This window comes from Aromatoleum aromaticum EbN1, from assembly GCF_000025965.1.
In the GTDB taxonomy this organism is placed as follows: domain Bacteria; phylum Pseudomonadota; class Gammaproteobacteria; order Burkholderiales; family Rhodocyclaceae; genus Aromatoleum; species Aromatoleum aromaticum.
The window spans coordinates 2,716,243-2,738,882 of the sequence record NC_006513.1; the positions used below are offsets into that span (position 1 = coordinate 2,716,243).

The 22,640-nt window shown below is 63.0% G+C and carries 16 protein-coding genes; 9 read left to right on the top strand and 7 right to left on the bottom strand.

Annotation, left to right across the window (positions count from 1 at the left end; all coding sequences use genetic code 11):
- Nucleotides 1-245: 245 nt before the first annotated feature.
- From EBN1_RS12975 to EBN1_RS12990, 4 genes are all read left to right on the top strand, one after another.
- Nucleotides 246-2,708, top strand: a complete 2,463-nt coding sequence (locus EBN1_RS12975; RefSeq protein ID WP_011238414.1) for an McrB family protein — start codon at nucleotides 246-248, stop codon at nucleotides 2,706-2,708.
- Nucleotides 2,709-2,711: 3 nt separating this feature from the next.
- A complete protein-coding gene (locus tag EBN1_RS12980) occupies nucleotides 2,712-5,315 on the top strand; it encodes a nuclease domain-containing protein (RefSeq protein ID WP_011238415.1) in 2,604 nt (867 codons plus the stop codon).
- Nucleotides 5,316-5,351: 36 nt separating this feature from the next.
- Entirely contained in the window at nucleotides 5,352-6,425 is a 1,074-nt protein-coding gene (locus EBN1_RS12985) for an IS630-like element ISAzo30 family transposase (RefSeq protein WP_011238416.1), read from the top strand.
- Between the two features lie 287 nt (nucleotides 6,426-6,712).
- On the top strand, nucleotides 6,713-7,912 hold the full coding sequence (locus EBN1_RS12990; RefSeq protein WP_011238418.1) for an ATP-binding protein: 1,200 nt from the start codon (nucleotides 6,713-6,715) through the stop codon (nucleotides 7,910-7,912).
- Between the two features lie 24 nt (nucleotides 7,913-7,936).
- Here EBN1_RS12990 and EBN1_RS12995 read toward each other — a convergent pair whose 3' ends face one another.
- A complete protein-coding gene (locus EBN1_RS12995; RefSeq protein ID WP_011238419.1) occupies nucleotides 7,937-9,139 on the bottom strand; it encodes an ammonium transporter in 1,203 nt (400 codons plus the stop codon).
- A gap of 247 nt (nucleotides 9,140-9,386) precedes the next feature.
- Between EBN1_RS12995 and EBN1_RS13000 the strand changes: the two genes are divergently transcribed.
- Nucleotides 9,387-10,307, top strand: coding sequence for a DMT family transporter (locus EBN1_RS13000; protein ID WP_011238420.1), 921 nt, complete (start codon nucleotides 9,387-9,389; stop codon nucleotides 10,305-10,307).
- On the opposite strand, the gene EBN1_RS13005 is transcribed toward EBN1_RS13000, so the two are convergent.
- The 4 genes from EBN1_RS13005 to hyi form a co-directional block, all read right to left on the bottom strand.
- A complete protein-coding gene (locus EBN1_RS13005) occupies nucleotides 10,285-10,545 on the bottom strand; it encodes an outer membrane protein assembly factor BamE (RefSeq protein ID WP_011238421.1) in 261 nt (86 codons plus the stop codon). The genes EBN1_RS13000 and EBN1_RS13005 overlap by 23 nt on opposite strands.
- A gap of 70 nt (nucleotides 10,546-10,615) precedes the next feature.
- Nucleotides 10,616-11,062: a GlcG/HbpS family heme-binding protein gene (locus tag EBN1_RS13010; RefSeq protein WP_011238422.1), complete on the bottom strand. Its 447-nt coding sequence runs from the start codon at nucleotides 11,060-11,062 to the stop codon at nucleotides 10,616-10,618.
- A gap of 30 nt (nucleotides 11,063-11,092) precedes the next feature.
- On the bottom strand, nucleotides 11,093-12,367 hold the full coding sequence (locus EBN1_RS13015; RefSeq protein WP_011238423.1) for a glycerate kinase type-2 family protein: 1,275 nt from the start codon (nucleotides 12,365-12,367) through the stop codon (nucleotides 11,093-11,095).
- The gene (hyi, locus tag EBN1_RS13020; protein WP_011238424.1) at nucleotides 12,364-13,206 is read right to left on the bottom strand and encodes a hydroxypyruvate isomerase; all 843 of its coding nucleotides are present in this window, start codon (nucleotides 13,204-13,206) and stop codon (nucleotides 12,364-12,366) included. Before hyi ends, EBN1_RS13015 begins: the two co-directional genes overlap by 4 nt.
- 172 nt (nucleotides 13,207-13,378) lie before the next feature.
- Here hyi and EBN1_RS13025 point away from each other — a divergent pair, with 172 nt between their 5' ends.
- Together EBN1_RS13025 and EBN1_RS13030 are read left to right on the top strand one after the other, a co-directional pair.
- Nucleotides 13,379-14,542, top strand: coding sequence for an NnrS family protein (locus EBN1_RS13025; RefSeq protein ID WP_011238425.1), 1,164 nt, complete (start codon nucleotides 13,379-13,381; stop codon nucleotides 14,540-14,542).
- Nucleotides 14,543-14,645: 103 nt separating this feature from the next.
- On the top strand, nucleotides 14,646-16,073 hold the full coding sequence (locus EBN1_RS13030) for an aldehyde dehydrogenase family protein (protein ID WP_011238426.1): 1,428 nt from the start codon (nucleotides 14,646-14,648) through the stop codon (nucleotides 16,071-16,073).
- A 156-nt stretch (nucleotides 16,074-16,229) separates the two neighbouring features.
- Here EBN1_RS13030 and yiaY read toward each other — a convergent pair whose 3' ends face one another.
- Nucleotides 16,230-17,381, bottom strand: coding sequence for an L-threonine dehydrogenase (yiaY, locus tag EBN1_RS13035; RefSeq protein WP_011238427.1), 1,152 nt, complete (start codon nucleotides 17,379-17,381; stop codon nucleotides 16,230-16,232).
- Between the two features lie 79 nt (nucleotides 17,382-17,460).
- Nucleotides 17,461-18,975: an aldehyde dehydrogenase gene (gene adh, locus EBN1_RS13040; RefSeq protein WP_011238428.1), complete on the bottom strand. Its 1,515-nt coding sequence runs from the start codon at nucleotides 18,973-18,975 to the stop codon at nucleotides 17,461-17,463.
- A 265-nt stretch (nucleotides 18,976-19,240) separates the two neighbouring features.
- Between adh and EBN1_RS13045 the strand changes: the two genes are divergently transcribed.
- The gene (locus EBN1_RS13045) at nucleotides 19,241-21,097 is read left to right on the top strand and encodes a sigma-54-dependent Fis family transcriptional regulator (RefSeq protein WP_011238429.1); all 1,857 of its coding nucleotides are present in this window, start codon (nucleotides 19,241-19,243) and stop codon (nucleotides 21,095-21,097) included.
- 47 nt (nucleotides 21,098-21,144) lie between these two features.
- Complete coding sequence (locus EBN1_RS13050; protein ID WP_011238430.1) at nucleotides 21,145-22,581, top strand: 3'-5' exonuclease family protein; 1,437 nt, start codon at nucleotides 21,145-21,147, stop codon at nucleotides 22,579-22,581.
- Nucleotides 22,582-22,640: the final 59 nt, after the last annotated feature.

The following is a 22,640-nucleotide window of genomic DNA, read 5'->3' on the forward strand; positions in this document are numbered from 1 at the left end:
ATCCGATGGCGGTTTCTCCCCTAATTGCCAAGCGCACCCGCGCTAGAGCTGACACCGAGCTCCTGACCCCAAATGCATCGGTACTGCTGCTCCGCAAGGCCTGCAGACTTCGCAACCATCTTGCGGTAATCTCTTCGTTTGTCATAATAAAACCATCGCTGCGTAGCGGCTTCGTCCAACTAGTCGATGGACCCTACGCGCTACAGCGTGGAACTCAGGGCTAGAGGGAGGTGTTGAGCTAAAGCATGGATAAATACAGCGAACGTTGGAAGAAATGGTTCAGCAAGGGACAGTCTCCATCTACCGATGATGTCGGAAACCAACCTGACGCGTCTGCGGTTGCCGTTAATCACGACGAAAACGTGGCGCTTGAAGCTGAGCATGAAGCCAATCTTATGGGCGAAGAGTCATCCGATGAACTGAAGATGCCCCAATCTTATTCTGGTGAGAATGAATCGCCAAGGGCGACGTTGGTTGCAGCCGGCGTTTCGGCTACCGACTTGTCTCCAAAGCCCGGCTCAACAAAGCGTTATGAGCATCCGGAGCTGAAAGGTATGTCCGACGCCGAACTGCTACAGGTACTTAGACAGAGTTGGGGATGTTCGGGAAATAAACTAGAGGTTTGGGGACAATTAACGGTCGCGGGTTTCGCCGACAAACAGTTCGTGAAATTGTCAGAAGTGCGCAGCGTGCGGGACAACGCTTTCCTGTCGTATCCCTGTGAGGTAGCACACCCACTCAAAGATCGTGGGATTTACATTCCCTCCACATATGGTTGGGATTTGGTCGAATCAGGGCATAAATTCATCCGCTGCGAACTTGAACTCTCTCCCCATAACCACCGAGAAAAACACGGGAACCCCCTTGCGGTTACCGTCAAGCCAGGATCCGCAATCCCGCTGAAAAAGATCCCTGTTTCGATCAGCGAGCAACTGATTTCGACTGAAGATGCCACTCTAATCAGTGAATTGGTTTACGAACATTATCTGGGGTTGAAAAAGCGGGAACTCGGTGAACTGGAATCGAAGCTAAAAGCTGAAATTGAGACCAATGTCGAGACGGCAAAACGGGCCTTAATAGAAGTCCTGAGCGCTCAAAAAGAGGCGCAGGCCGAGATGGCCAAGGCTCGAAATGATCATGTTCAGGTTGAGCAGGAAAACGCACGCCTGAAAGAGGCAATCAGCCAACTTCAATATCGCCAGACCGAAGAAGCGGAAAAGCTAGTGTTATTGCAAGCAACACATGAAAAGGCAGAGAAAAAAATGTCACAATACCTTGAACGCCTGAAGCACTATATTGATGACAAAGCCACCATCCTCAAGCAACTCGAATTTATCGATGCTGAAGAGTTCGAGTTGCTGTTTGGCGATCGGCGGGACAGCAAGAGAGATGAAGGGCGACTGAGTTTTGGGCAAGACTTGGGAGGCGATTATGCCGTAGGGGTTTCGTATATTCAGGCCTACCTGCTGGAGCGCGACATCCTCTATCCGCGTCATGTGCTTGAAAATTTCTTTGCACTGCTGCGAACGCATGATCTGATCGTCTTGGCTGGCGACTCGGGATCAGGAAAAACCAATCTGGTGCAGTCGGTTGCAGCGGCGATTGGAGGGGTGGCCAAGATCATCCCGGTGAAGCCGAACTGGACCAGTTCGGAAGATCTACTGGGCTACTACAATCCGCTGGAAAAGAAATATTTGGCCACGCCGTTTCTTGAAGCCCTTATTGAGGCCAATAAAAATCCGGATGTGCCATACCTCATCTGCCTGGATGAAATGAATCTTGCCCGGGTGGAATATTACTTTGCTGACTTCCTGTCCAAGTTGGAGCAACGGAATGGTGCGCCCGAGGTTGAGTTGTTTTCAGACAATGAATCCGCCCATGTTCTGTCCGAACTGAGACAGGTAATGGAGATCATTCGCGGTGCAAAGGACAAGTACCAAAAGGAGGATGTGGTCACCTTCGTCAAACTGTTACAGGATGAAGAGATCAACGCCGAACTCCGCAGGGCTTTTGGCTTCAGCGATAAAGACTCTCTAATTAAATACCATTCCGATATCAGACGCATGCTAGCGGGAGTATTAAATACGCCTTCCTCTCTCCGGTTTCCGCCTAATGTGCGCATCATCGGCGCCATCAATATTGATGAAACTACACATTACTTGTCGCCCAAGATCCTTGACCGGGCACATGTGATGAAATTCAAAAGCCCTCTATTGACGGATTGGCAGAGCATCATCGATCAGGTGACCAGCTATGGCTTTGGCGACGTCAGCAAACCGTTGCAAGTGGATTTGGACGATCTGGGGCAACGCGTGCCCTATCCAAAATTCGATCAGGACCATCCATTCTGCCGGCGTTTTGTTGAATTAAACCGAGAGTATTTTCATCCCATGGGGGTGGAGTTTGGCTTGCGCGCTATTCGGCAGGGGCTGAACTACCTCAACATCTTCTCTGAATTTAATGACGACGTTGATCTGGCCATCAACAACTTTGTACTGCACAAAGTATTGCCAAAGTTGACGTTTGATGGCAACAAGGAGGCGGCGGGGGTCACCAAGCTGGATCTCCTGTTTGGCTTGGCGGCGAACCTAAACAACGCCCTTGAACTCGATGAATCGTTGGATGACGAATTCTCAGTCAAAAAGGCATTGCCGTTGATTGCCAATAAGGCAAAAGCGAACGATGGCATCGTTAACTACTGGGCGTGATCCGTGGGCGACATTCAGGAAGCCAAATACATTCAGGTAATTTGGCAGGATCAGGCGACCGCCAAGAAAATTGTGGAGTCGCATGAAGCTTTAGAGTTAGAGGCAGTTGACGAGAACACGGTTCAGGTTGAAATCGTCAACTATAGCCAGATTGACAATGGCAGCCAGGGGCAATTTGCCATCCGGCTCGATAGTCAGTCAGACGATGTTCCTCGCTTTGTGCTGGAAAACGGTAGGTCAATAGAGTTGCTGCCGGTCACCGATCCGGTAACCGGTCTTTGCTGGTGGGTGGAGGGTAAGACTTGGGATAAGCAACGTGGCCGTTGGTTGTCGGACATCTACCGAGGCGCGGGCCAGGTCCGGATCCAAGTTGGAGCCCACACCTGTCGCGTTAACATCTCCTCTTCAACCTTTACTCATCAACAGTTGGAAGGCTACCTGCGTGACTTTCAAACTGACTTTTGGGAGCTTATCCTGGATGACACCAGCTACATCAGTGCCGCAGCAAAGCGAAGCCAGCATAACCTATTAGATGAGACGACGCTGCGTGCCATCAGAAAGTTCATTGAATGTGTGGACCGTGTCCTGCAAAAACCCAAAGTCGAGTTGCGGGAAGTGCAGCGCCTGAAACCCCGCAAGGATGTCAGGCCGGTGCCTCGAACCTTTATGGAGTTATCCACGCGAGGTACGAGCCGGACATTAACCAGCCGGGCCTATCAGGAAACTTCAGATATCCCGGATAATCGCTACGCACACTATGCCCTGCGCAAGGTATATCAAATCACCAAGGCGCTGTGCACTGTCGCGGCCACTCAAGCGCGTTCCATTGAGCGAAGCTTGGTAACTCATCGACAACGCTTGTCCAAATTTTCCAATCAGAAAGTCATCAATAAAGATGCAGTTATGCATGACATGCAAGATAAGGAGCGAGCGCTGAGAGAGCTGGAAAGCCAGATGTCTACACAGAACAATTACTTTGCTCAGTTGATTTGCGAACAACCAGTAAATGGTCAGCCATGCTGCCAAGGTACGCATGTCCCTCGCATTCAAGTAGCCCAAGGTAAAAGGGCAGACTATATTCAAGGAGTTTTTCTTGCCGTCGTGCGTTCACGAGCCGGCAAGGATTGGTTTAAGCCACACGATGGGGGTTATGTAACCGTCGACTTTGGTGTGTTCAGCGATCAGATTAGGCCAGAATTTGAATATGAAATATTTGGAGATATTGATTACAACATCATCCGCACCAAGAATAAAAAACCAAGGCACAACTTTACACTGCTTGCTGTATCAGAATTTAGGATCGTATATTCGGAGAAATATGAAGATTTAACTGAGCGATTTAGAGTTTATCAACAAAAGGTCGGCGATATGGAGAGTCGCAACTGGCGACGCCCATTGAGACCAGATGAAGCCGAGCAGCAGCAACGCGAGACCATTTCTATAGGGAGAATTATCGGCTTAGTTGAGGCTAAACACGAGAATTTGGCCACTCTGAGTCGGGAGTTGGCACCAAAATTGCATGCCCTACGTGAAGCGTTAGCGGTCTTTGAAAAAAAGAAGGTCAAGTTGGATGCCAGATTCCCTAACTCCATGACCTACGTCCAGAATCCAGCTTACCAAGGTATTCATAGCGCCTTTTCGAAGATCAAAGAGCGGTCTGGCATCGACGATGATGAGATCCTGCTGGCTCTGGATCGCATCGAAGAAATCGGGCTCGTGAATATCTCCATGTTGTACGAACGCTGGTGCTTGCTTCAAATCATCAAGGTACTGGTGTTTAAGTACCGATACCGGCCGGAGGAGGGCTGGAAACGCAAATTGATCACGCAGGTATTGGATCAGGGACGCAATGTAGCAATCGATTTTGAGCATTCGCAGTTGCACCGAAAAATCCGGTTGCACTACGAGATGGAGTTGGAGAATGGGAAGCGACCTGATTTTGTCCTGGATGTCGTCCCCGGCTACAATGACAGTGACTCCTCGCGGATGAGGCGCTTTGTTATGGACGCCAAATTCTATCAAGAGATAGATAACAAACGGCACGGCGGTCTACAGCAAATCGTCTACGAACTCTATAACCAAAAAGATTACGCGGAAGGGGGGCAGAATGCAGTTTTCGTTATGCACCCCTCTTCCAGCGCTCTCCCGATTCGAGCAACCCCACAGGAGTGGTCCCGTGACAACTACTATGGCGAAGTGCGGCTCTTTGACTGGGATGAATATCCGCCAAATCATCGATACGGAGGGATTTATCTTTCGCCGATTGGCAACGGGGCCTATCTCGATTCCTTGCAGCGCGCGATCGGTATGTTTTTGCAATATGGAATAGAGAACAACAATGCAACGTCCGGCAAGCATGGCGCGTTGCCAGAAAACCCGTTGTTCTGCTTGGTCTGCGGCTCGTCAGATGTGTCCTGCCGACAAAGCCCAAAAAATCAAAAAGCATGGTGGGTGACTTGCAATGACTGCAATCATTTCACCACGTTCAATTACTGCGGCGGTTGTGGTAACAGGCTGATAAAAAACGGGGAATATTGGTCGTATCATGCTATGGAGCCGCTCAACCCATTCAATATAAAGTGCCCGTCATGTGGAGATTTGCTTTAGCCGGTTGTTTACTCAGAAGGCGGGAAGTAAGGCGACATGATGGGGAACTTTCGCCGTCCTGGCGATCCGATGAGGATGAAACGAGACGGACGAAAACTGGATCACGGGACGCTGGAGACGATTCGTAGGATGGCCATTGAGCGGGTGCGGGAAGGCGAAGCGCCGAGCCAGGTGATCGCCAGCTACGGATTTCATCGCAGCGTGATCTATCGCTGGCTGAAAGCGGCGGCGGGCCGCGGCCATGGGCTGCGGGCGCTGGCGTCGCATCCGATCACTGGACGGCCCCCGAAACTCACCGCGCAGCAGGCGCGGCAGGTATTGCGCTGGATCGACGGGCACTCGCCGATGGAACATGGCTTCGACACCGGGCTGTGGACACGGGGTCTGGTGCGGGACTTGGTGCAGAGCAAATTTGGCATCACCCTGAGCCTGTCCTCGATTGGTGCGCTGCTGGCGCGACTGGGCCTGACGGTGCAAAAGCCGCTGCAGCGCGCTTACCAGCGTGATCCGGCGGCGATTGAGCGCTGGCAGCACGAGACCTATCCGGCGCTGATGCAGCGTGCCAGGGAAGAGAAAGCCGAGATTCTGTTTTGGGACGAATCCGGCTTTCGCGCCGACGCCGTGCAGGGCAGGACTTGGGGCGCCAAGGGTCGCACACCGGTGGTCGCGGTGCCCGGGCAGCGGCAAAGTATCAGTGCGGCCTCGGCCGTCAGCATGAAGGGCGGCTTCTGGTTCGCCATCTACCCTGGGGCATTGAACGGCGAACTGTTTGTGGACTTGCTCAGGAAGCTGATGCACCGCCGCAGGAAGCCCTTGCACCTGGTGCTCGACGGACTGCCCGCGCACAAGAAGGCGGGGGTCAAGACGTATGTCGCCAGCACGCAAGGCAAGCTGACGCTGCATTTCCTGCCGGGCTATGCCCCCGACCTGAATCCGGATGAACTGGTGTGGAGCCACGCCAAGCGTACCGGCAACGCCCGCCGGCCCCTGCAAAAAGGCGAGACCCTGCAAGAACGTGTGCATGACCAGTTGGCCGATATCGGCAAGCATCCCGCCTTGGTGCGCTCTTTCTTCAAGCATCCCAGTGTCGCCTATATTTCCGCCTCATGATTAAAACCACGACGAACCAATACGAATGATTGCTTTTGTCTCTGGAATAAACACGATACAAATTCGGGGGCTAACAAGTTTGCACCTGAGTGGGGCCAGCCGGGTCCCGACGGGAGCAGGGCGCCGGTTTCCGGCGCCTCGAAAACATCGCATGGCGGGTTCGCGAGCTTACCCGCTGCTGGCTATTCGCACAGGAGTTTCATCGGCCTTCAATGGCCAGCGCTTGATATCAACTAAGCTTACTAATATTATCTTGCGACGATAACATTGGTAAGGTTGGTATAACCGTGGATCCCGTACGTAACCCATACGCCCCAGGAGCCGGCTCTCCGCCGCCAGAGCTGGCTGGCCGAGACGAGTTGCGCCGCATCGTGCGAATCGCGCTGCAGCGGATCCGGATCGGCAATCCGGCCAAGAGTGTCCTCTTGGTGGGGCTTCGGGGAGTCGGTAAAACCGTACTCCTCGAACGGATGCGTATCGATACCGAAGCCGACGGAATGCAGACCGTCCGCATGGAAGCCCCTGAGGGGCGATCATTGCCGGCGCTCCTGGCCCCCCAGTTACGAGTCGCGCTGTTGCGTCTGAGCCGAGTCGAAGCAGCAAAGGACATGGCGAAGCGAGGGCTCAGCGCCCTGGCGGGTTTTGCCAAGGCTTTGCGGATCACATACCACGACATCGAAGTCGGCATCGATTACGAACCCGAACCCGGACTTGCCGATAACGGCGATCTGGAAACCGATCTGGCTACCCTTCTGGAACAGGTCGGGATCGCTGCGAAAGAGGCCGGCACGGCAGTGGTAATGTTCATCGATGAACTGCAGTACATCAACGAAGCGCAATTTGCGGCATTGATTTCTGCGCTGCATCGGTGTGCCCAACTGCGCTTGCCGGTCATGCTCGTCGGCGCCGGTCTCCCTCAGTTACGGGAACGGGCGGGCAGTGCCAAATCCTATGCCGAGCGGCTCTTCGATTACCTGGAGGTCGGCCCGCTTGCCAGCGCTGATGCACGCAAAGCCCTGGAAGCGCCAGCCGAGGCGCTGGGCGTCAAGTTCGACGACGACGCGGTCAAGGCGATCATTGCTCATACGCGCGGCTATCCCTACTTTCTTCAGGAATGGGGGAAGCACGCCTGGGATTTGGCCGATGCCAGCCCGATTACGCTGTCCAATGTAGAGCGAGCCAGCACTGTCGCGATCGCTGCCCTTGATGAGAGCTTCTTCCGGGTGCGATTCGACCGCATGACCCTGCTGGAGCGCCGTTACCTCAGAGCGATGGCCGAACTGGGGCCGGGGCCGCACCGCTCCGGCGATATTGCTGCCGTCCTTGGCCGGGAGGTTTCGGCCCTTGCCCCCACACGAGGGAAGATCATCAGCAAGGGTATGGTCTGGAGCCCGTCGCATGGAGATACGGCCTTCACCGTCCCGCTCTTTGATGAGTTCATGAAGCGGATCATGCCGGGGGACTCGTGGCGGAACGAATCGGCATGACCTGCTTCCTGCGACCATGGCCGCTCACCACGACGTTTCGCGCTCCGCGGTCGCCGAGATCCTGTGCAGCGACAGGTCGGCGCCGGCGAATTCCTGTTCGGGGTCGAGCCGCAGCCCCATCGTCGCCTTGATCGCGCCATAGACCACCGTGCCGCCGGCGAGCGCGACGACGATGCCGGCGAGCGTTCCGATTGCCTGCGCCGCGAAGCTGACGCCGCCGAGGCCGCCGAGCGCGGTCGAACCGAAGATTCCGGCCGCGAGGCCGCCCCACGCGCCGCACAGACCGTGCAGCGGCCACACGCCGAGCACGTCGTCGATCTTCCAGCGGTTCTGCGCGACCGTGAACAGGAACACGAACAGGCCGCCAGCGACCGCGCCGACTGCCAGCGCGCCGGCAGGGTGCATCAGGTCCGAGCCGGCGCACACTGCGACCAGTCCCGCGAGCGGGCCGTTATGCACGAAGCCCGGGTCGTTGCGCCCGGCGGCAAGCGCCGCAAGCGTGCCGCCGACCATCGCCATCAGCGAGTTGATCGCGACGAGCCCATTGACGGCGTCGAGCCGCTGCGCGCTCATGACGTTGAAGCCGAACCAGCCGACGGTCAGGATCCACGCGCCGAGCGCGAGGAACGGGATGCTCGACGGTGGATGCGCCGAGATCGCGCCGTTCTTGTGGTAGCGTCCGCGACGCGCGCCGAGCAGCAGCACGGCCGGCAGCGCGACCCAGCCGCCGAAAGCGTGCACGACGACGCTGCCGGCGAAGTCGTGGAACTTCGCGCCGAACGCGGCTTCGAGCCAGCTCTGGAAACCGAAGTTGCCGTTCCAGACGACACCTTCGAAGAACGGGTAGAGAAAGCCGACGATGACGAATGTCGCGATCAGCTGCGGCCCGAAGCGCGCGCGCTCCGCGATGCCGCCGGAGATGATCGCCGGAATGGCCGCGGCGAAAGTGAGCAGGAAGAAGAACTTGACCAGTTCATAACCCGAGTCGGCGACGAGCCGGTCGGCACCGACGAAAAAATCGCTGCCGTAGGCGAGCGAGTAGCCAACGATGAAATACGCGATCGAGGACATCGCGAAATCGCTGATGATCTTCACCAGCGCGTTCACCTGGTTCTTCTTGCGCACCGTGCCGACTTCGAGGAAGGCGAATCCCGCATGCATCGCGAGCACCATGATGGCGCCGAGCAGCACGAAGAGGACGTCGGCCGGGGGGTTGAACTGCTCCATGAACAGGCTCCAATGCAAAATCCGATCCACCAAGCAAAGAGCACGCCCAAAAAATCATTCGTTATCTTTCAATGTCTTGTAAATATCTTGCACTGCGGCGCACCGTCGGGATCCCGCTCGTGGTGCAGGTCGGCAAGTCGGATGCACAATTACGGTGCGACGCGCCTCGTCGCGGTGCCTCGATGTGCGATCGCGAGGCGCTCGTGCGCTCACGGGCCGGCGGGCGCAAGTTCCAACAGGGCGGACAATGAAAAAGAATCTCGAACTCAAACTGGCGGCCGGGATCCTCGTGCTGCTGTCGCTGATCTGGGGCTACAACTGGGTCGTCATGAAGAACGTCATGCGCTATGCCGATCCGTTCGACTTCTCGGCGGTCCGCACGCTGTTCGGTGCGCTGGCGCTGTTCGCGGTGCTCGCGTTGCGGCGCCAGCCGCTGCGGCCGGTTGCTCTCGGCCCGACGCTGCTGCTCGGCCTGCTGCAGACGACGGCATTCACGGCGCTGATCCAGTGGGCGCTCGTCAGCGGCGGTGCCGGCAAGACGGCAGTGCTCGTCTATGCGATGCCGTTCTGGTTGCTGCCGATGGCGTGGGTGTTTCTCGGCGAACGGGTGCGCGGCCTGCAGTGGGTCGCCGTCGCGCTGGCGCTGGTCGGCCTCGTCTTCATCCTCGACCCGTCCAAACCGCAAGGGGATCTCTTCAGCACGATGCTGGCGCTGCTCGGCAGCGTCGCCTGGGCAGCGAGCGCGATCGTGCTCAAGCGGCTGCGCGCAAGCACCCCGGTCGACCTGCTGTCGCTGACGGCGTGGCAGATGCTGCTGGGTTCGCTGGTGCTGTGCATCATCGCGTGGTGGCTGCCGTCCGAGCCGCCGCGCCTGACGCCGTATTTCATCGCCGCGCTGATCTACAACGGCCTGCTGGCGACCGGGCTCGCGTGGCTGATGTGGCTCTTTATTCTCGACCGCATGCCGGCAGGTCTTGCCGGCCTGTCGTCGCTCGCGATTCCGGCCGTCGGCGTGCTGAGCGGCTGGATCGAACTCGGCGAGCGCCCGAGCGGACCCGAATCTTTCGGCATGCTGTGCATCGCCGTCGCGCTCGGCCTGATCAGCGCCATCGCGTTGCGGGGCCGGCAGCTGCAGGCGCGCGCCGCTAGCGCAGGTTCTCGGAGCTGAACAGCACCACCTGGTCGGCGACGAAGCTCACCTGCACGTGCCGCTTCTCGTCGCCCCACGTGCAGCTTTTCACCGTCATCACGTCGCTGCACCGATTCGGCGCGCCGAGCAGCTGCTTGACCTCGTCGTACGTCATCCCGACCCTGATCTTGTCGTAGTTTTCGACGGTGACCTTGCTGCACGCGGTCGCGGCGGCGCAGAGCGCGGCAAGGCAGAGCAGGCGGGTGAGAGTTTTCATCGGCGAATCTCCGGAAGCGGGAAGGGGTTGGACGCATTGCCAGCGGTGTAACACAGGGTCCTGGCGAGCGTCACGCCTTTTGCACCCGCACTGCGCCGCGTGCCGGCTCCGCGAGATCCGCGGCGATCGCCGCAAGCCCCGCGCGGGCGACTTGCGCGTCCTCGCCGGCCTTGACGCCGGACACCCCGACTGCGCCGATCACGTTGCCGTCGATGACGATCGGCTCGCCGCCTTCGAGCGGCACGACCGGCATCGCGAGCGCGGCGTAGCGGCCGCTGTTGACCATGTCTTCGAAAGCTTTGCTCGGCTTGCCGGTCATCACGCAGGTGCGGGCTTTTTCGGGAGCGACGACGGCGCTCATCAGCGGCGCGGCGTCCATGCGCTGCAGCCACAGCGGATGACCGCCCGCGTCGCACACGGCGATGCTCACCGCCCAGCCGTTCGCGACGGCTTCGGCTTCGGCCGCCGCGGCGATACGTTTGACGTCGTCGAGCGTCAGTGCCTTGATGTCCTTCATTGGCTGTCTCCTTCGTTTCGAGTGTGCGGGTCAGAGCACCAGGATTGCACGGAAATCGTTGACGTTGGTCAGAGTGGGACCGGTCACGAGCGCGTCGCCGAGGGCCTCGAAGAAGCCGTGAGCGTCATTGTCATCGAGCCGGTCGCGCGGCGTGATGCCGAGCGACCGGGCGCGCGCCAGCGTGTCCGGCGAGACGAACGCGCCGGCAATCTCCTCCTGCCCGTCGACGCCGTCCGTGTCGCCGGCGAGCGCATGCACGCCGGGGTCGCCATCGAGCGCAAGCGCGAGTGCCAGCAGGAATTCGACATTGCGGCCGCCGCGACCGTTGCCGCGCACTGTCACCGTCGTCTCGCCGCCCGACAGCAGCACGCACGGCGGCGCGATCGGCTGGCCGTGGCGGCGCACCTGACGCGCGATGCCCGCCATGACCTTGCCGACGTCGCGCGCTTCGCCTTCGATGCTGTCGCCGAGCAGCACGGGCGTGTAGCCGGCGCCCAGGGCGATGCTTGCCGCAGCCTGCAGCGCGAGCTGCGGCGTCGCGACGAGCGTCGTCGAAACGCGCTCGAGTCGCACGTCGTCCGGCTTGACCGTCTCGCCCGCGCCGCTTTCGAGCAGCTCGCGTGCTGCACCCGGCAGCTCGATATGGTAGCGGCGCGTGATCCCGAGCGCGTCGGCGCAAGTCGTCGCATCGCCGACCGTCGGGCCCGATGCGATGTTCGCCGGATCGTCGCCCGGGACATCCGAAATCAGCAGATTCACGACGCGCGCGGGATGGCAGGCGGCTGCGAGCCGTCCGCCCTTGATCGCCGAAAGGTGGCGGCGCACGCAATTCATCTCCGCGATCGTCGCGCCGGACCTGAGCAGCGCGCGGCTGATCGCCTGCTTGTCGTCGAGGCTGAGGCCGTGCGCCGGCAGCGGCAGCAGCGCCGAGCCGCCGCCCGAGATCAGGCAGATCACGAGGTCGTCCGCGTCGAGGCCGTGCACGAGTTCGAGCATGCGAAGCGCGGCGGCGAGTCCTGCGCCGTCGGGCACCGGATGCGCGGCTTCGACGATCTCGATGCGCTCGCACGGTATCGCATGGCCGTAACGCGTGACGACCAGCCCCGACAGCTCGCCCGGCCAGTGGCGCTCGAGCGCCTGCGCCATCGCCGCTGACGCCTTGCCGGCGCCGATGACGATCGTGCGCCCTTGCGGCGGCGCCGGCAGGTGGGGTGGAACGCAGCGCCCGGGCTGCGCGGAAGCGACAGCGGCGGCGAACATGTTCTGCAGGATTTCGCGAGCAGCAGTGTGCGCAGCGCAGGTCATCGTGCTTTCCTTGCCGGTCGGGAGAGGCCGGTTGTCGTCTTCATCGGTCTTGGACGTTCGCGGCCCACCAACGCGTCGATCCAGCCGAGTCCGTTCGTGGTGCCCGCGGCGGGGCGGTATTCGCAACCGATCCAGCCGTCGTAGCCGAGGCGGTCGATGTGGGCGAACAGCCAGGCGAAATTGATTTCGCCCGTGCCGGGCTCGTTGCGCCCCGGCGTATCCGCGAGCTGCATGTGCGCGATCTTCGGCAGAAAGCGCGCGATCGTGTTGCCGAGCTCGCCTTCCATGCGTTGCGCGTGGTAGATGTCGTACTGGATGAAGAGGTTGTCCGAGTCGACCGCTTCGATGAGTTCAGCCGCCTGCGCGGTACGGTTCAGATAGAAGCCCGGGATGTCCCAGGTGTTGACCGGCTCGATCAGCAGGCGGATGCCGGCTTCGCCCAGCTTGCCTGCGGCAAAGCGCAGGTTGGCGACGAAAGTCTTGTGCAGCGTGTCGGGATCGACTCCGTGCGGCGCGATCCCGGCGAGGCAGTTGAGCTGCTTGGAACCGAGCGCCTGCGCGTACTCGATCGCGCATCCGACTCCGTCCTGGAACTCGCCGATGCGCTCGGGGTGACACGCGATGCCGCGCTCGCCGTGCTCCCAGTCGCCCGCAGGCAGGTTGTGCAGCACTTGCACGAGACCGGCGCGGTCGAGCCGCTCGGCGATCGCCTCCTTCGGCAGCGCATACGGAAATTGGAACTCGACGCCCCTGAAGCCAGCCTGCGCCGCCGCGCCGAAGCGGTCGAGGAAGTCGAGCTCGTCGAACAGCATCGTCAGGTTCGCAGCGAATCGGGGCATTCAGGTTTCTCCGTATCGTTTCAGCCCGCTTGCGGGCGGCAGCGGGTCAGCGCGGCGGCGATAAAGTGTATTCCCCCGCGCGCCGCGCCGCGATCACGGGTTATGATCCGCGCGGTTTCGCACTTTCCGTCCATTCCTGTCCGCACAAGCGCCACGCCACCAGACGCTGAGCATGAAATTCTCCACGCACCCCGTATGGCTGGTCGGGTTCCGACCTTTCTTCATCCTCGCCTGCCTGTCCGGCATCGTGTTTCCGCTGGCATGGGCGGCGATCTTCGCCAATCACGCGGCGCTGCCGTCGCAGCGCTTTTCCGGGCTGCAATGGCACGCGCACGAGATGTTCTTCGGCTTCGGCTGGGCGGTCATCGGCGGCTTCCTGCTCACGGCGTCGAAAAATTGGGTCCAGATCCGCGGCCATCACGGACCGGCGCTGATGCTGCTGGTGGCGTTGTGGTTGTTTGAGCGGATCGGCATGTTTTTCGGCGGAAGCTGGCCGCCCGCGCTGTTCGCGCTGTCCAACGTCGCGTTCCTCGTCGCGATCGTCGCGATGCTGCTGTGGACGCTCCTCCGGCATCGCGCGACCGACAGCTTTCGCCGCGACAACTACTTCTTTCTGCTGATCCTGCCCGCTTTCCTGCTGGCGAAGTACCTGATCCTGAGTCCGGAGGACTTTCGCGCCGGCTGGCTGATGGCGCTCGGGCTGTTCCGCGTCGCGTTCCTCGTGATGATGGAGCGCACGCTGACGCAGTTCATGAAAGGCATTTTCCAGGTCGAGCTGTTGCGCCATCCGCTGCTCGACACCGCGATCAAGCTGCTCGCGGTGTCGCTCGCGCTCGCCGGCCTCATGCCGCCGTCGCTCGCGGCGACGCTCTCGTGCGTGCTGGCGCTGCTCTTGGCAATCCGCTTCGTGTTCTGGAAGCCGCAGCTCGGGCTGCGCCGGCTCGACCTCGCGGTCATGTACCTGGGCTATCTCGCGATCATCGCCCAGTTGCTGCTCGCCGCGCTCGACATCTGGGCTGCGCCGCCATGGATCGGCGCGCTGGCGCTGCATGTGTTCACGTTCGGCACGATGGGGCTGGTGATCCCGGCAATGCTGGTACGCATCTCGAAAGGCCACACCGGACGCAAAGTGGTGTTCGAGCCGGCCGACAAGCTTGCGCTATGGATCATGCTCGCGGGCTTCGTGCTGCGCATCGTGCTGACGCAACTCGACCCCGCCCGCTACGAGCTGTGGATCGACCTGTCCGCGCTGTGCTGGGCGGCCTGCTTCGGCCTTCTCGCGTGGCGCTACACGCCTTTCCTGCTGCAGGCGCGGATCGACGGCAAGGAGCACTGAGCGGTGCCGGCACGCAGCTCGTAATCCCCTGTTGCGGCCCCGGCGTGCAACGTTACCGGGTTGCTATGGTCGACGGGTTTTCCTTCCAGTCGAGGACTGCTCCATGACTCTGGTACGCGACAAGCTTTTCATCGACGGCCGCTGGGTCGCTGCGCAAGGCGGCGGCTTCATCGACGTCATCGACCCGAGCGACGCGTCGGTCTACGCCCGCATCCCCGAAGGCGTGCCGGCGGACGCCGAAGCGGCGATCGCCGCGGCGCGTGGCGCGTTCGATTCGTGGTCGCGCACGTCCCCGGCCGAACGCGCGCAATACCTCGAACGCATCGCCGCCGGCTTCCAGGCGCGCAGCGACGAACTCGCGGATGCGATCGCGCACGAAGTGGGCATGCCGCTGAAAATGGCATCGCGCATCCAGGTCGGCGGCCCGCTGTGGAGTTGGCAGCACTACGCGAAGCTCGCGCGCGAGTTCGAATGGGAAGCGCGCGTCGGCAATTCGCTCGTCGTGCGCGAGCCGGTCGGCGTCGTCGGCGCGATCACGCCGTGGAACTTCCCGCTCAACCAGATCACGCTGAAAGTCGCGCCGGCGCTCGCCGCCGGCTGCACCGTCGTGCTGAAGCCGTCCGAAGTCGCGCCGATCAACGCGTTCATCCTCGCCGAGATCATCGAGGCAGCGGGGCTACCGGCCGGCGTCTTCAACCTCGTCACCGGCTATGGCCCGGTCGTCGGCGAAGTGCTCGCGTCGGACCCGCGCGTCGACATGGTGTCTTTCACCGGCTCGACGCACGCCGGGCGGCGCGTCGCCGAGCTGGCCGCGGCAACGGTGAAGAAGGTCGCGCTCGAACTCGGCGGCAAGTCAGCAGCGATCGTGCTCGACGACGCGGATCTCGCTGCGGCGGTCAAGGGCACGGTGTCGAACTGCCTGCTGAACTCCGGGCAGACGTGCTCGGCGCATACGCGGATGATCGTGCCGCGGGCGAAAGTCGACGAGGCGGCGACGCTCGCGGCAGCCGCCGCATCGTCGTTCAAGGTCGGCCCGGCGCTCGCCGAAGGCAGCCGCCTCGGGCCGCTGGTGTCGCAGGCGCAGCGCGACCGCGTCGTCGGCTACATCCGCCGCGGCCTCGACGAAGGCGCGCGCCTCGCGTGTGGTGGCGTCGACGCGGCGCCTGCGGGCGCCGGTTTCTTCGTCGCGCCAACGGTGCTCGTCGTCGAGGACCCGAAAGCGACGGTCGCGCAGGAGGAGATCTTCGGCCCGGTGCTCGTGATCGTGCCGCACGACGGCGACGAGGATGCGATCTTGCTGGCGAACGATTCGATCTACGGCCTCGCCGGCAGCGTGTGGGCCGGCACCGACGAACATGCGCTCGCGGTCGCGCGTCGCATCCGCACCGGCCAGGTCGATGTCAATGGCGCGCCGTGGAATCCGCTCGCGCCGTTCGGCGGCTACCGCCAGTCGGGCCTTGGGCGCGAGAACGGGGTGTACGGGCTCGAGGAATTCCTCGAGTACAAGGCGATCCAGCTGCGGCCGCGTTGAGGCGCGTACTGCGGCTGCGGCTCAGGGCGACTCGAGAATCCGCCTGATCGCGTTCTCGCCGTACGGCTTCGAGACGCGAAGGGGGAGGCCGATGCGGCCGCCCCCGGTCGGGACGACGAGAAGACGGCCAGGCCGCCGCCTTTCGTCCTTTCGCCGTTACAGCGCGCCGCGGAAGATCGCCTCGATGTCGGCCTGCGTGGCCGGGCGCGGGTTCGTCAGGCCGCAGGCATCATTCAGCGCGTTTGCGGCGAGCGTCGGGATGTCTTCCGCTTTGACGCCGAGCTGCGTCAGCCCGGCCGGGATGCCGACATCGGCAGCGAGTCGGCGGATCGCGGCAAGACAACCTTCTGCCGCCGCGGCGTCGTCGAGCGCATCGACGTCGGCGCCCATCGCGCGCGCGACGTCTGCAAGGCGCGTGGCCGAAAAGCTCGCGTTGAACGCCTCGACGTGCGGCAGCAGCACCGCGTTGCACACGCCGTGCGGCAGGTCATAGAACCCGCCGAGCTGATGTGCCATCGCGTGCACATAGCCGAGCGATGCGTTGTTGAACGCCATGCCGGCGAGGAACTGCGCATAGGCCATCTGCTCGCGCGCGTCGAGGTCGTTGCCGTCGGCGACCGCGCGGCGCAGGTTCGCCGCGATCAGCGTTACCGCCTTCAGTGCGCACGCGTCGGTGATTGGCGTCGCCGCGGTCGACACGTAGGCTTCGACCGCGTGCGTCAGCGCGTCCATACCGGTCGCGGCAGTCAGCGCGGCGGGCTTCGCGACCATCAGCGTCGGGTCGTTGACCGACAGGATCGGCGTGACGTTGCGGTCGACGATCGCCATTTTGATGTGGCGCGCTTCGTCGGTGATGATGCAAAAGCGCGTCATCTCGCTCGCGGTGCCGGCGGTCGTGTTGATCGCGACGAGCGGCAGCTGCGGCTTGGCCGAGCGGTCGACCCCTTCGTAGTCGCCGATCCGCCCGCCGTTGGTGGCGACGAGCGCGATGCCTTTCGCGCAGTCGTGCGGCGAGCCGCCGCCGAGCGAGATCACGCAGTCGCACTGCTTGTCGCGCAGCAGCGCGAGGCCGGCCTCGACGTTGCCGACGGTCGGATTCGGCTTCGCGCCGTCGAACACCGTCGCCTGGATGTCCTGCTCGGCGAGGAGGGCCGCGACCTTGTCGGCGACCCCGGCACGGGCGAGGCCGGCGTCGGTGACGATCAGCGCGTGGCGAAAGCCGTAACTGCGGATCGCGGCCATCGCGTCGGCGAGGCAGCCGGCGCCCATCAGGTTGACCGGGGGGATGAAGAAAGTCGTCGTGCTCATGGTTCGATTTCCTTTGGATGCGGGAATGAGAATGAAATTGAAAGGGCTTTGCGCCCCGTTGTCGTGATTTGAATTGCGCTCAGAAGAAGCCGAGCTTGTCTTCGCTGTAGCTCACGAGCAGGTTCTTCGTCTGCTGGTAGTGATCGAGCATCATCTTGTGCGTCTCGCGGCCCATGCCCGACTGCTTGTAGCCGCCGAACGCTGCGTGCGCCGGGTAGGCGTGGTAGCAGTTCGTCCATACGCGGCCGGCTTCGATGTGGCGGCCCATGTGGAACGCGGTGTTGATGTTGCGCGTCCATACGCCGGCGCCGAGCCCGAACGGCGTGTCGTTCGCGATCGCGAGCGCCTCGTCGCGGTCCTTGAACGTCGTCACCGACACCACCGGGCCGAAAATCTCCTCCTGGAAGATGCGCATCTTGTTGTGGCCGCGGAACACCGTCGGTTGGATGTAGAAGCCGCCTTCGAGCTCGCCGTCGAGGTGCGCACGCTCGCCGCCGGCGAGTAGCTCGGCACCTTCGTCGCGCCCAATCGCGAGGTAGCTCTGGATCTTGTCCATCTGCTCGCGCGAGGCCTGAGCGCCGATCATCGTGGCCGGATCGAGCGGGTTGCCCTGGCGGATCTCGGCGACGCGTTTCAATGCGCGCTCGATGAAGCGCTCGTAGATCGATTCATGAATCAGCGCGCGGCTCGGGCAGGTGCACACTTCGCCCTGGTTCAGCGCGAACATCACGAAGCCTTCGATCGCCTTGTCGAAGAACGCGTCGTCCTGCGCTGCGACATCGTCGAAGAAGATGTTCGGCGACTTGCCGCCGAGCTCGAGCGTCACCGGAATCAGGTTCTGGCTCGCGTAGCCCATGATCAGCCGGCCGGTGCCGGTTTCGCCGGTGAAGGCGATCTTCGCAATCCGCTTGCTCGACGCGAGCGGCTTGCCTGCCTCGACGCCGAAGCCGTTGACGATGTTGAGCACGCCCGGCGGCAGCAGATCGCCGACCAGTTCCGCGAACACGAGGATCGACAGCGGCGTCTGCTCGGCCGGCTTGAGCACCACGCAGTTGCCGGCGGCGAGCGCCGGCGCGAGCTTCCACGCCGCCATCAGCAGCGGGAAGTTCCACGGGATGATCTGGCCGACGACGCCGAGCGGCTCGTGGAAGTGGTACGCGACCGTGGTGTGGTCGATCTCGCCGAGGCTGCCTTCCTGCGCGCGCACGCATGCGGCGAAGTAGCGGAAGTGGTCGATTGCGAGCGGGATATCGGCCGCGCGCGTCTCGCGGATCGGCTTGCCGTTGTCCCAGGTCTCGACCTGCGCGAGCGTCTCGAGGTTCGCTTCCATGCGGTCGGCGATGCGGTTCAGCACCCCTGCGCGCTCGGCGGCGCTCGTCCGGCCCCACGCGGCCTTGGCCTTGTGCGCGGCATCGAGCGCGAGCTCGACGTCCTGCTCGTCGGAGCGCGGAATCTCGCAGAGCGGCTTGCCGGTGATCGGGGTGATGTTGTCGAAGTGGCGCCCGGCGACCGGCGGCAGCCACTGGCCGCCGATGTAGTTGCCGTAGCGGCCTTTCAGGTTCAGGCCGTAGCGGGCGGGGTCAAGCTTGTTCATCGTGCTCCTCCTGTATTGGACGCATCGCTGCGGATGCACAGGACACAACGCACGGAACGTGCCAGCTAGCACGCATCGTGCAATGCAGCATGAGAGGTTTCTTGCGCAGCAGGGCTTGTGAGGCAGCGATATTGCACCGCAAAAAAGGCGGGCGAAATTCGCCGCTTTTTTCGGCGCCCAAGCCGCGCATAATCGCGCCTATGACTTTCGTGGAGGTGTCGCAGCCCGGGACACCTGTCGCGAGACAGCCTGGACGAGGCCCCCCGTGACGCCGCTTTCCCTGACCGAAGCCCGCCGCCGCTTTCTCGACGGCGCCGATCTGCCGCCGTGCAGCGTGCCTGAATCGATCCTGCGCTCATGGCGCCGCTGTCAGGGGCTCGGGCTCGACGTCGGCCGCTGGCGGCCGCCGTCGCGGCTCACCGAGTCCGAGCTGTCGGACCGGCGCGACGAGAACGCCGACTGGCTGCAGCTCGCGCGACCGACGATCGACGCGCTGTTCGACAGCGTGCTCGACGACGGCCACGTCCTGATCGTCGCCGACCGCAGCGGGCTGATCCTCGACGAGATGGGCCACCCCGACTTCCTCGATCGCGCCGAACGCGTCGCGCTGATGCCCGGCATGGACTGGCGCGAGGACGTGCGCGGGACGAACGCGATCGGTACCGCGCTCGTGCTGGGCGGTGCGGCGACCGTGCGTGGTGGAGAGCATTTCCTCGAGCGTAACCGGCAGCTGTCGTGCACAGCGCAGGCGATCCACGACCCGCAGGGGCAGCTTCTCGGCGTGATCGACGTCTCCGGCCAACCGCGCCGGCTGCACGACGCGCATCGGCTGCAGGTCGAAGCGGCGGTGCGCCATATCGAGCAGCGGCTGTTCGACCGGCAGACTGCGCGGCTGCACGAGCTGCGGCTCGCGTCCGAGCCGGCGCTGCTCGCGACGCCGCGCTGCGGTCGGCTGGGCTTCGACGACGAGGGCGTGCTGCGCGCGGCCAACCGCGTCGCTCTCGCGTCGCTCGGGCTGGACCGGACGGCGCTCGGCCGCAGCCGTTTCGTCGACCTGTGCGGCCAGAGTCTGGAACACTGGCTCAGCCGTCACGACACGCATGTCGCATCGCTGCGCCACGCGGGCGGCGTGCTGTCGGCGCGGCTGCTGCTCGCGCGGCCGCCGGCCGAACTGGCCGTTCCCCGACGAGAATCGTCCGGAAGAAGTCGGGAAACGCCATCCGCAGGGTCGGCGAACGCGGCGACCGGCATGCTCGGCGTCGGTTTGCCGGCGGGCCTGCTCGACACCGCGCGCCGCCTGCTCGACGCCGACATCCCGGTGCTGCTGCTCGGCGAGACCGGCGTCGGCAAGGAGCGCTTCGTGCAGGCGTTGCATGCCGGCTGCAGTCGCCGCGGCCGCCCGCTCGTCGCGGTCAACTGCGCGGCGATTCCCGAAGGGCTGATCGAATCGGAGCTGTTCGGTTACGAGGAGGGCGCCTTCACCGGCGCGCGCCGCCAGGGCAGCAAAGGCCGGCTGCGCGAGGCCGACGGCGGCGTGCTGTTTCTCGACGAGATCGGCGACATGCCGGCGAGCCTGCAGGCGCGCTTGCTGCGGGTGCTGCAGGAGCGGGTCGTGCAGCCGCTCGGGGGCGGTGCCGGCCAACGAATCGATGTGCGCATCGTCGCCGCGACCCACCGCGACCTCGCCCACGAAGTCGCTGGCGGGCGCTTTCGGGCCGATCTCTACTACCGGCTTGGTCATTACCCGCTGCGGCTGCCGCCGCTGCGCGAGCGCGGCGATGTCGCGCAGATCGCCGCGGCGTTGCTGGCCGATCACGGCGGCGCGCAGCGCGGCATCACGCTGTCGCCGGAGCTGGCCGCTTTCGTCCGCCGCTACCCGTGGCCAGGCAACCTCAGGCAGCTGGACAACCTGCTGTGCACGCTGCTCGCGCTCGTCGACGACGGCACGCTACTGACGCCGACCCATCTGCCCGACACGCTGCGTGACGATGCCGCACCGCAAGCCGGGGGCGACGCCGCACTGCAGGCGGCGCTCGCCCGTCATGGCGGCAACGCCAGCGCGGCCGCGCGCGCGCTCGGCATCAGCCGCAGCACGCTGTACCGTCGCCTCGGCCGGGGCTGAACTTGGCTGGCCAACTGCTGCGAACCCTCCACGAGGACCGGGAAACCGTGTTCGATCCGCCTACCTGCCTGATCCCCGACTTTCTGCGCCCCGCAGGCCTTGCGTTCGTCGACATCGAAACCACCGGCACCACCGCGTCGCACGACTCGATCACCGAAATCGCGATCATCGAGATCGGCGAGGACGGGGTGCGGGAGTGGTCGAGCCTCGTGCGGCCCGACAGCCGCATCCCCGATTACATCGAAAGGATGACCGGCATCTCGAACCACATGGTCGCGGACGCGCCGACTTTCGCCGAACTCGCCGAAACGGTCTTCGACCGGCTGCATGAGCGGGTTTTCGTCGCGCACAACGCGCGCTTCGACCACGGCTTCATCCGCGCGGCGTTCCGGCGACTCGGCGTCGATTTCCGGCCGAAAGTGCTGTGCACCGTGCGGCTGTCGCGCCGCCTCTATCCGCAGGAGCGGCGACACAACCTCGATGCGCTGATCGCGCGACACGGGCTGGAAGTCGAAGCGCAGCATCGGGCGCTCGGCGATGCCCAGGCACTGTGGCAATTCTGGCAGCGTGTGCATCGGCAGTTCGGCGCAGCGCACCTCGAGCCGATGCTGCGCGAACTCCTCGGCCGTCCGGCGCTGCCGCCGCATCTCGACTTCGACGTGATCGACGCGATACCCGATGCGCCGGGCGTCTATCTTTTCTACGGCGAAAACGACCTGCCGCTCTACATCGGCAAAAGCAAGCACTTGCGCACGCGTGTGCTGGCGCATTTCGGTGCCGATCACCGCAACAGCCGGGAGATGACGCTTTCGCAGCAGGTGCGCCGCATCGACTGGATCGTCACCGCGGGCGAGATCGGCGCGTTGCTGAAGGAAGCCGAACTGATCAAGTCGCTGCTGCCGACGATGAACCGCAAGCTGCGCCGCAGCCGCGAACTGTGCAGCTGGGAGCTCCAGCCGCAAGCCGACGGCGGCTGGCGGCCGGAGCTGGTCCATGCGAGCGACCTCGATTTCGGCCGCCAGGAGCACCTCTACGGCCTGTTCCGCACGCGCCGCGCGGCGATCGAGGCGCTGCGCAAGATCGCGGCCGAGCAGCAGCTGTGTCCGCCGCTGCTCGGCCTGGAGAAGCCCGCGGGCGACGGCCGCTGCTTCACGCACCAGCTGCACCGCTGCAAGGGCGCGTGCGCAGGGGGCGAGTCGCGCCGACTGCACGGCGCCCGCCTGATGCTCGCGCTGCACGACCTGCGGGTCGAGCACTGGCCCTATCCGGGTCCGGTGGGCATCCGCGAGGGCGACGCAATGCACGTCGTCGACAGCTGGTGTTACCTCGGAACCGCGTCGTCGGAAGTCGAGTTGCACGCGCTCCTCGAGGCGGGGCGGCCGAGTTTCGAACTGGACGCGTACCGCATCCTCGTGAAGGCGATGCGCGGTGCGAAAGTCGTCGATTTGCGGGACATCGCGGCCGCGTCTCGTGCCCCGGCCTGAACGGCAGACGCATCGGCGCCAATCGACGGTTTCAGCCGGGAACGCGGCTTGCCGGCGAA

Coding starts and splice junctions, on each gene's coding strand:
- EBN1_RS12975 (WP_011238414.1), top strand. CDS start 246: ATGGATAAATACAGCGAACGTTGGAAGAAATGGTTCAGCAAGGGACAG.
- EBN1_RS12985 (WP_011238416.1), top strand. CDS start 5,352: ATGATGGGGAACTTTCGCCGTCCTGGCGATCCGATGAGGATGAAACGA.
- EBN1_RS12995 (WP_011238419.1), bottom strand. CDS start 9,139: ATGGAGCAGTTCAACCCCCCGGCCGACGTCCTCTTCGTGCTGCTCGGC.
- EBN1_RS13000 (WP_011238420.1), top strand. CDS start 9,387: ATGAAAAAGAATCTCGAACTCAAACTGGCGGCCGGGATCCTCGTGCTG.
- EBN1_RS13005 (WP_011238421.1), bottom strand. CDS start 10,545: ATGAAAACTCTCACCCGCCTGCTCTGCCTTGCCGCGCTCTGCGCCGCC.
- EBN1_RS13010 (WP_011238422.1), bottom strand. CDS start 11,062: ATGAAGGACATCAAGGCACTGACGCTCGACGACGTCAAACGTATCGCC.
- EBN1_RS13015 (WP_011238423.1), bottom strand. CDS start 12,367: ATGACCTGCGCTGCGCACACTGCTGCTCGCGAAATCCTGCAGAACATG.
- hyi (WP_011238424.1), bottom strand. CDS start 13,206: ATGCCCCGATTCGCTGCGAACCTGACGATGCTGTTCGACGAGCTCGAC.
- EBN1_RS13025 (WP_011238425.1), top strand. CDS start 13,379: ATGAAATTCTCCACGCACCCCGTATGGCTGGTCGGGTTCCGACCTTTC.
- EBN1_RS13030 (WP_011238426.1), top strand. CDS start 14,646: ATGACTCTGGTACGCGACAAGCTTTTCATCGACGGCCGCTGGGTCGCT.
- yiaY (WP_011238427.1), bottom strand. CDS start 17,381: ATGAGCACGACGACTTTCTTCATCCCCCCGGTCAACCTGATGGGCGCC.
- adh (WP_011238428.1), bottom strand. CDS start 18,975: ATGAACAAGCTTGACCCCGCCCGCTACGGCCTGAACCTGAAAGGCCGC.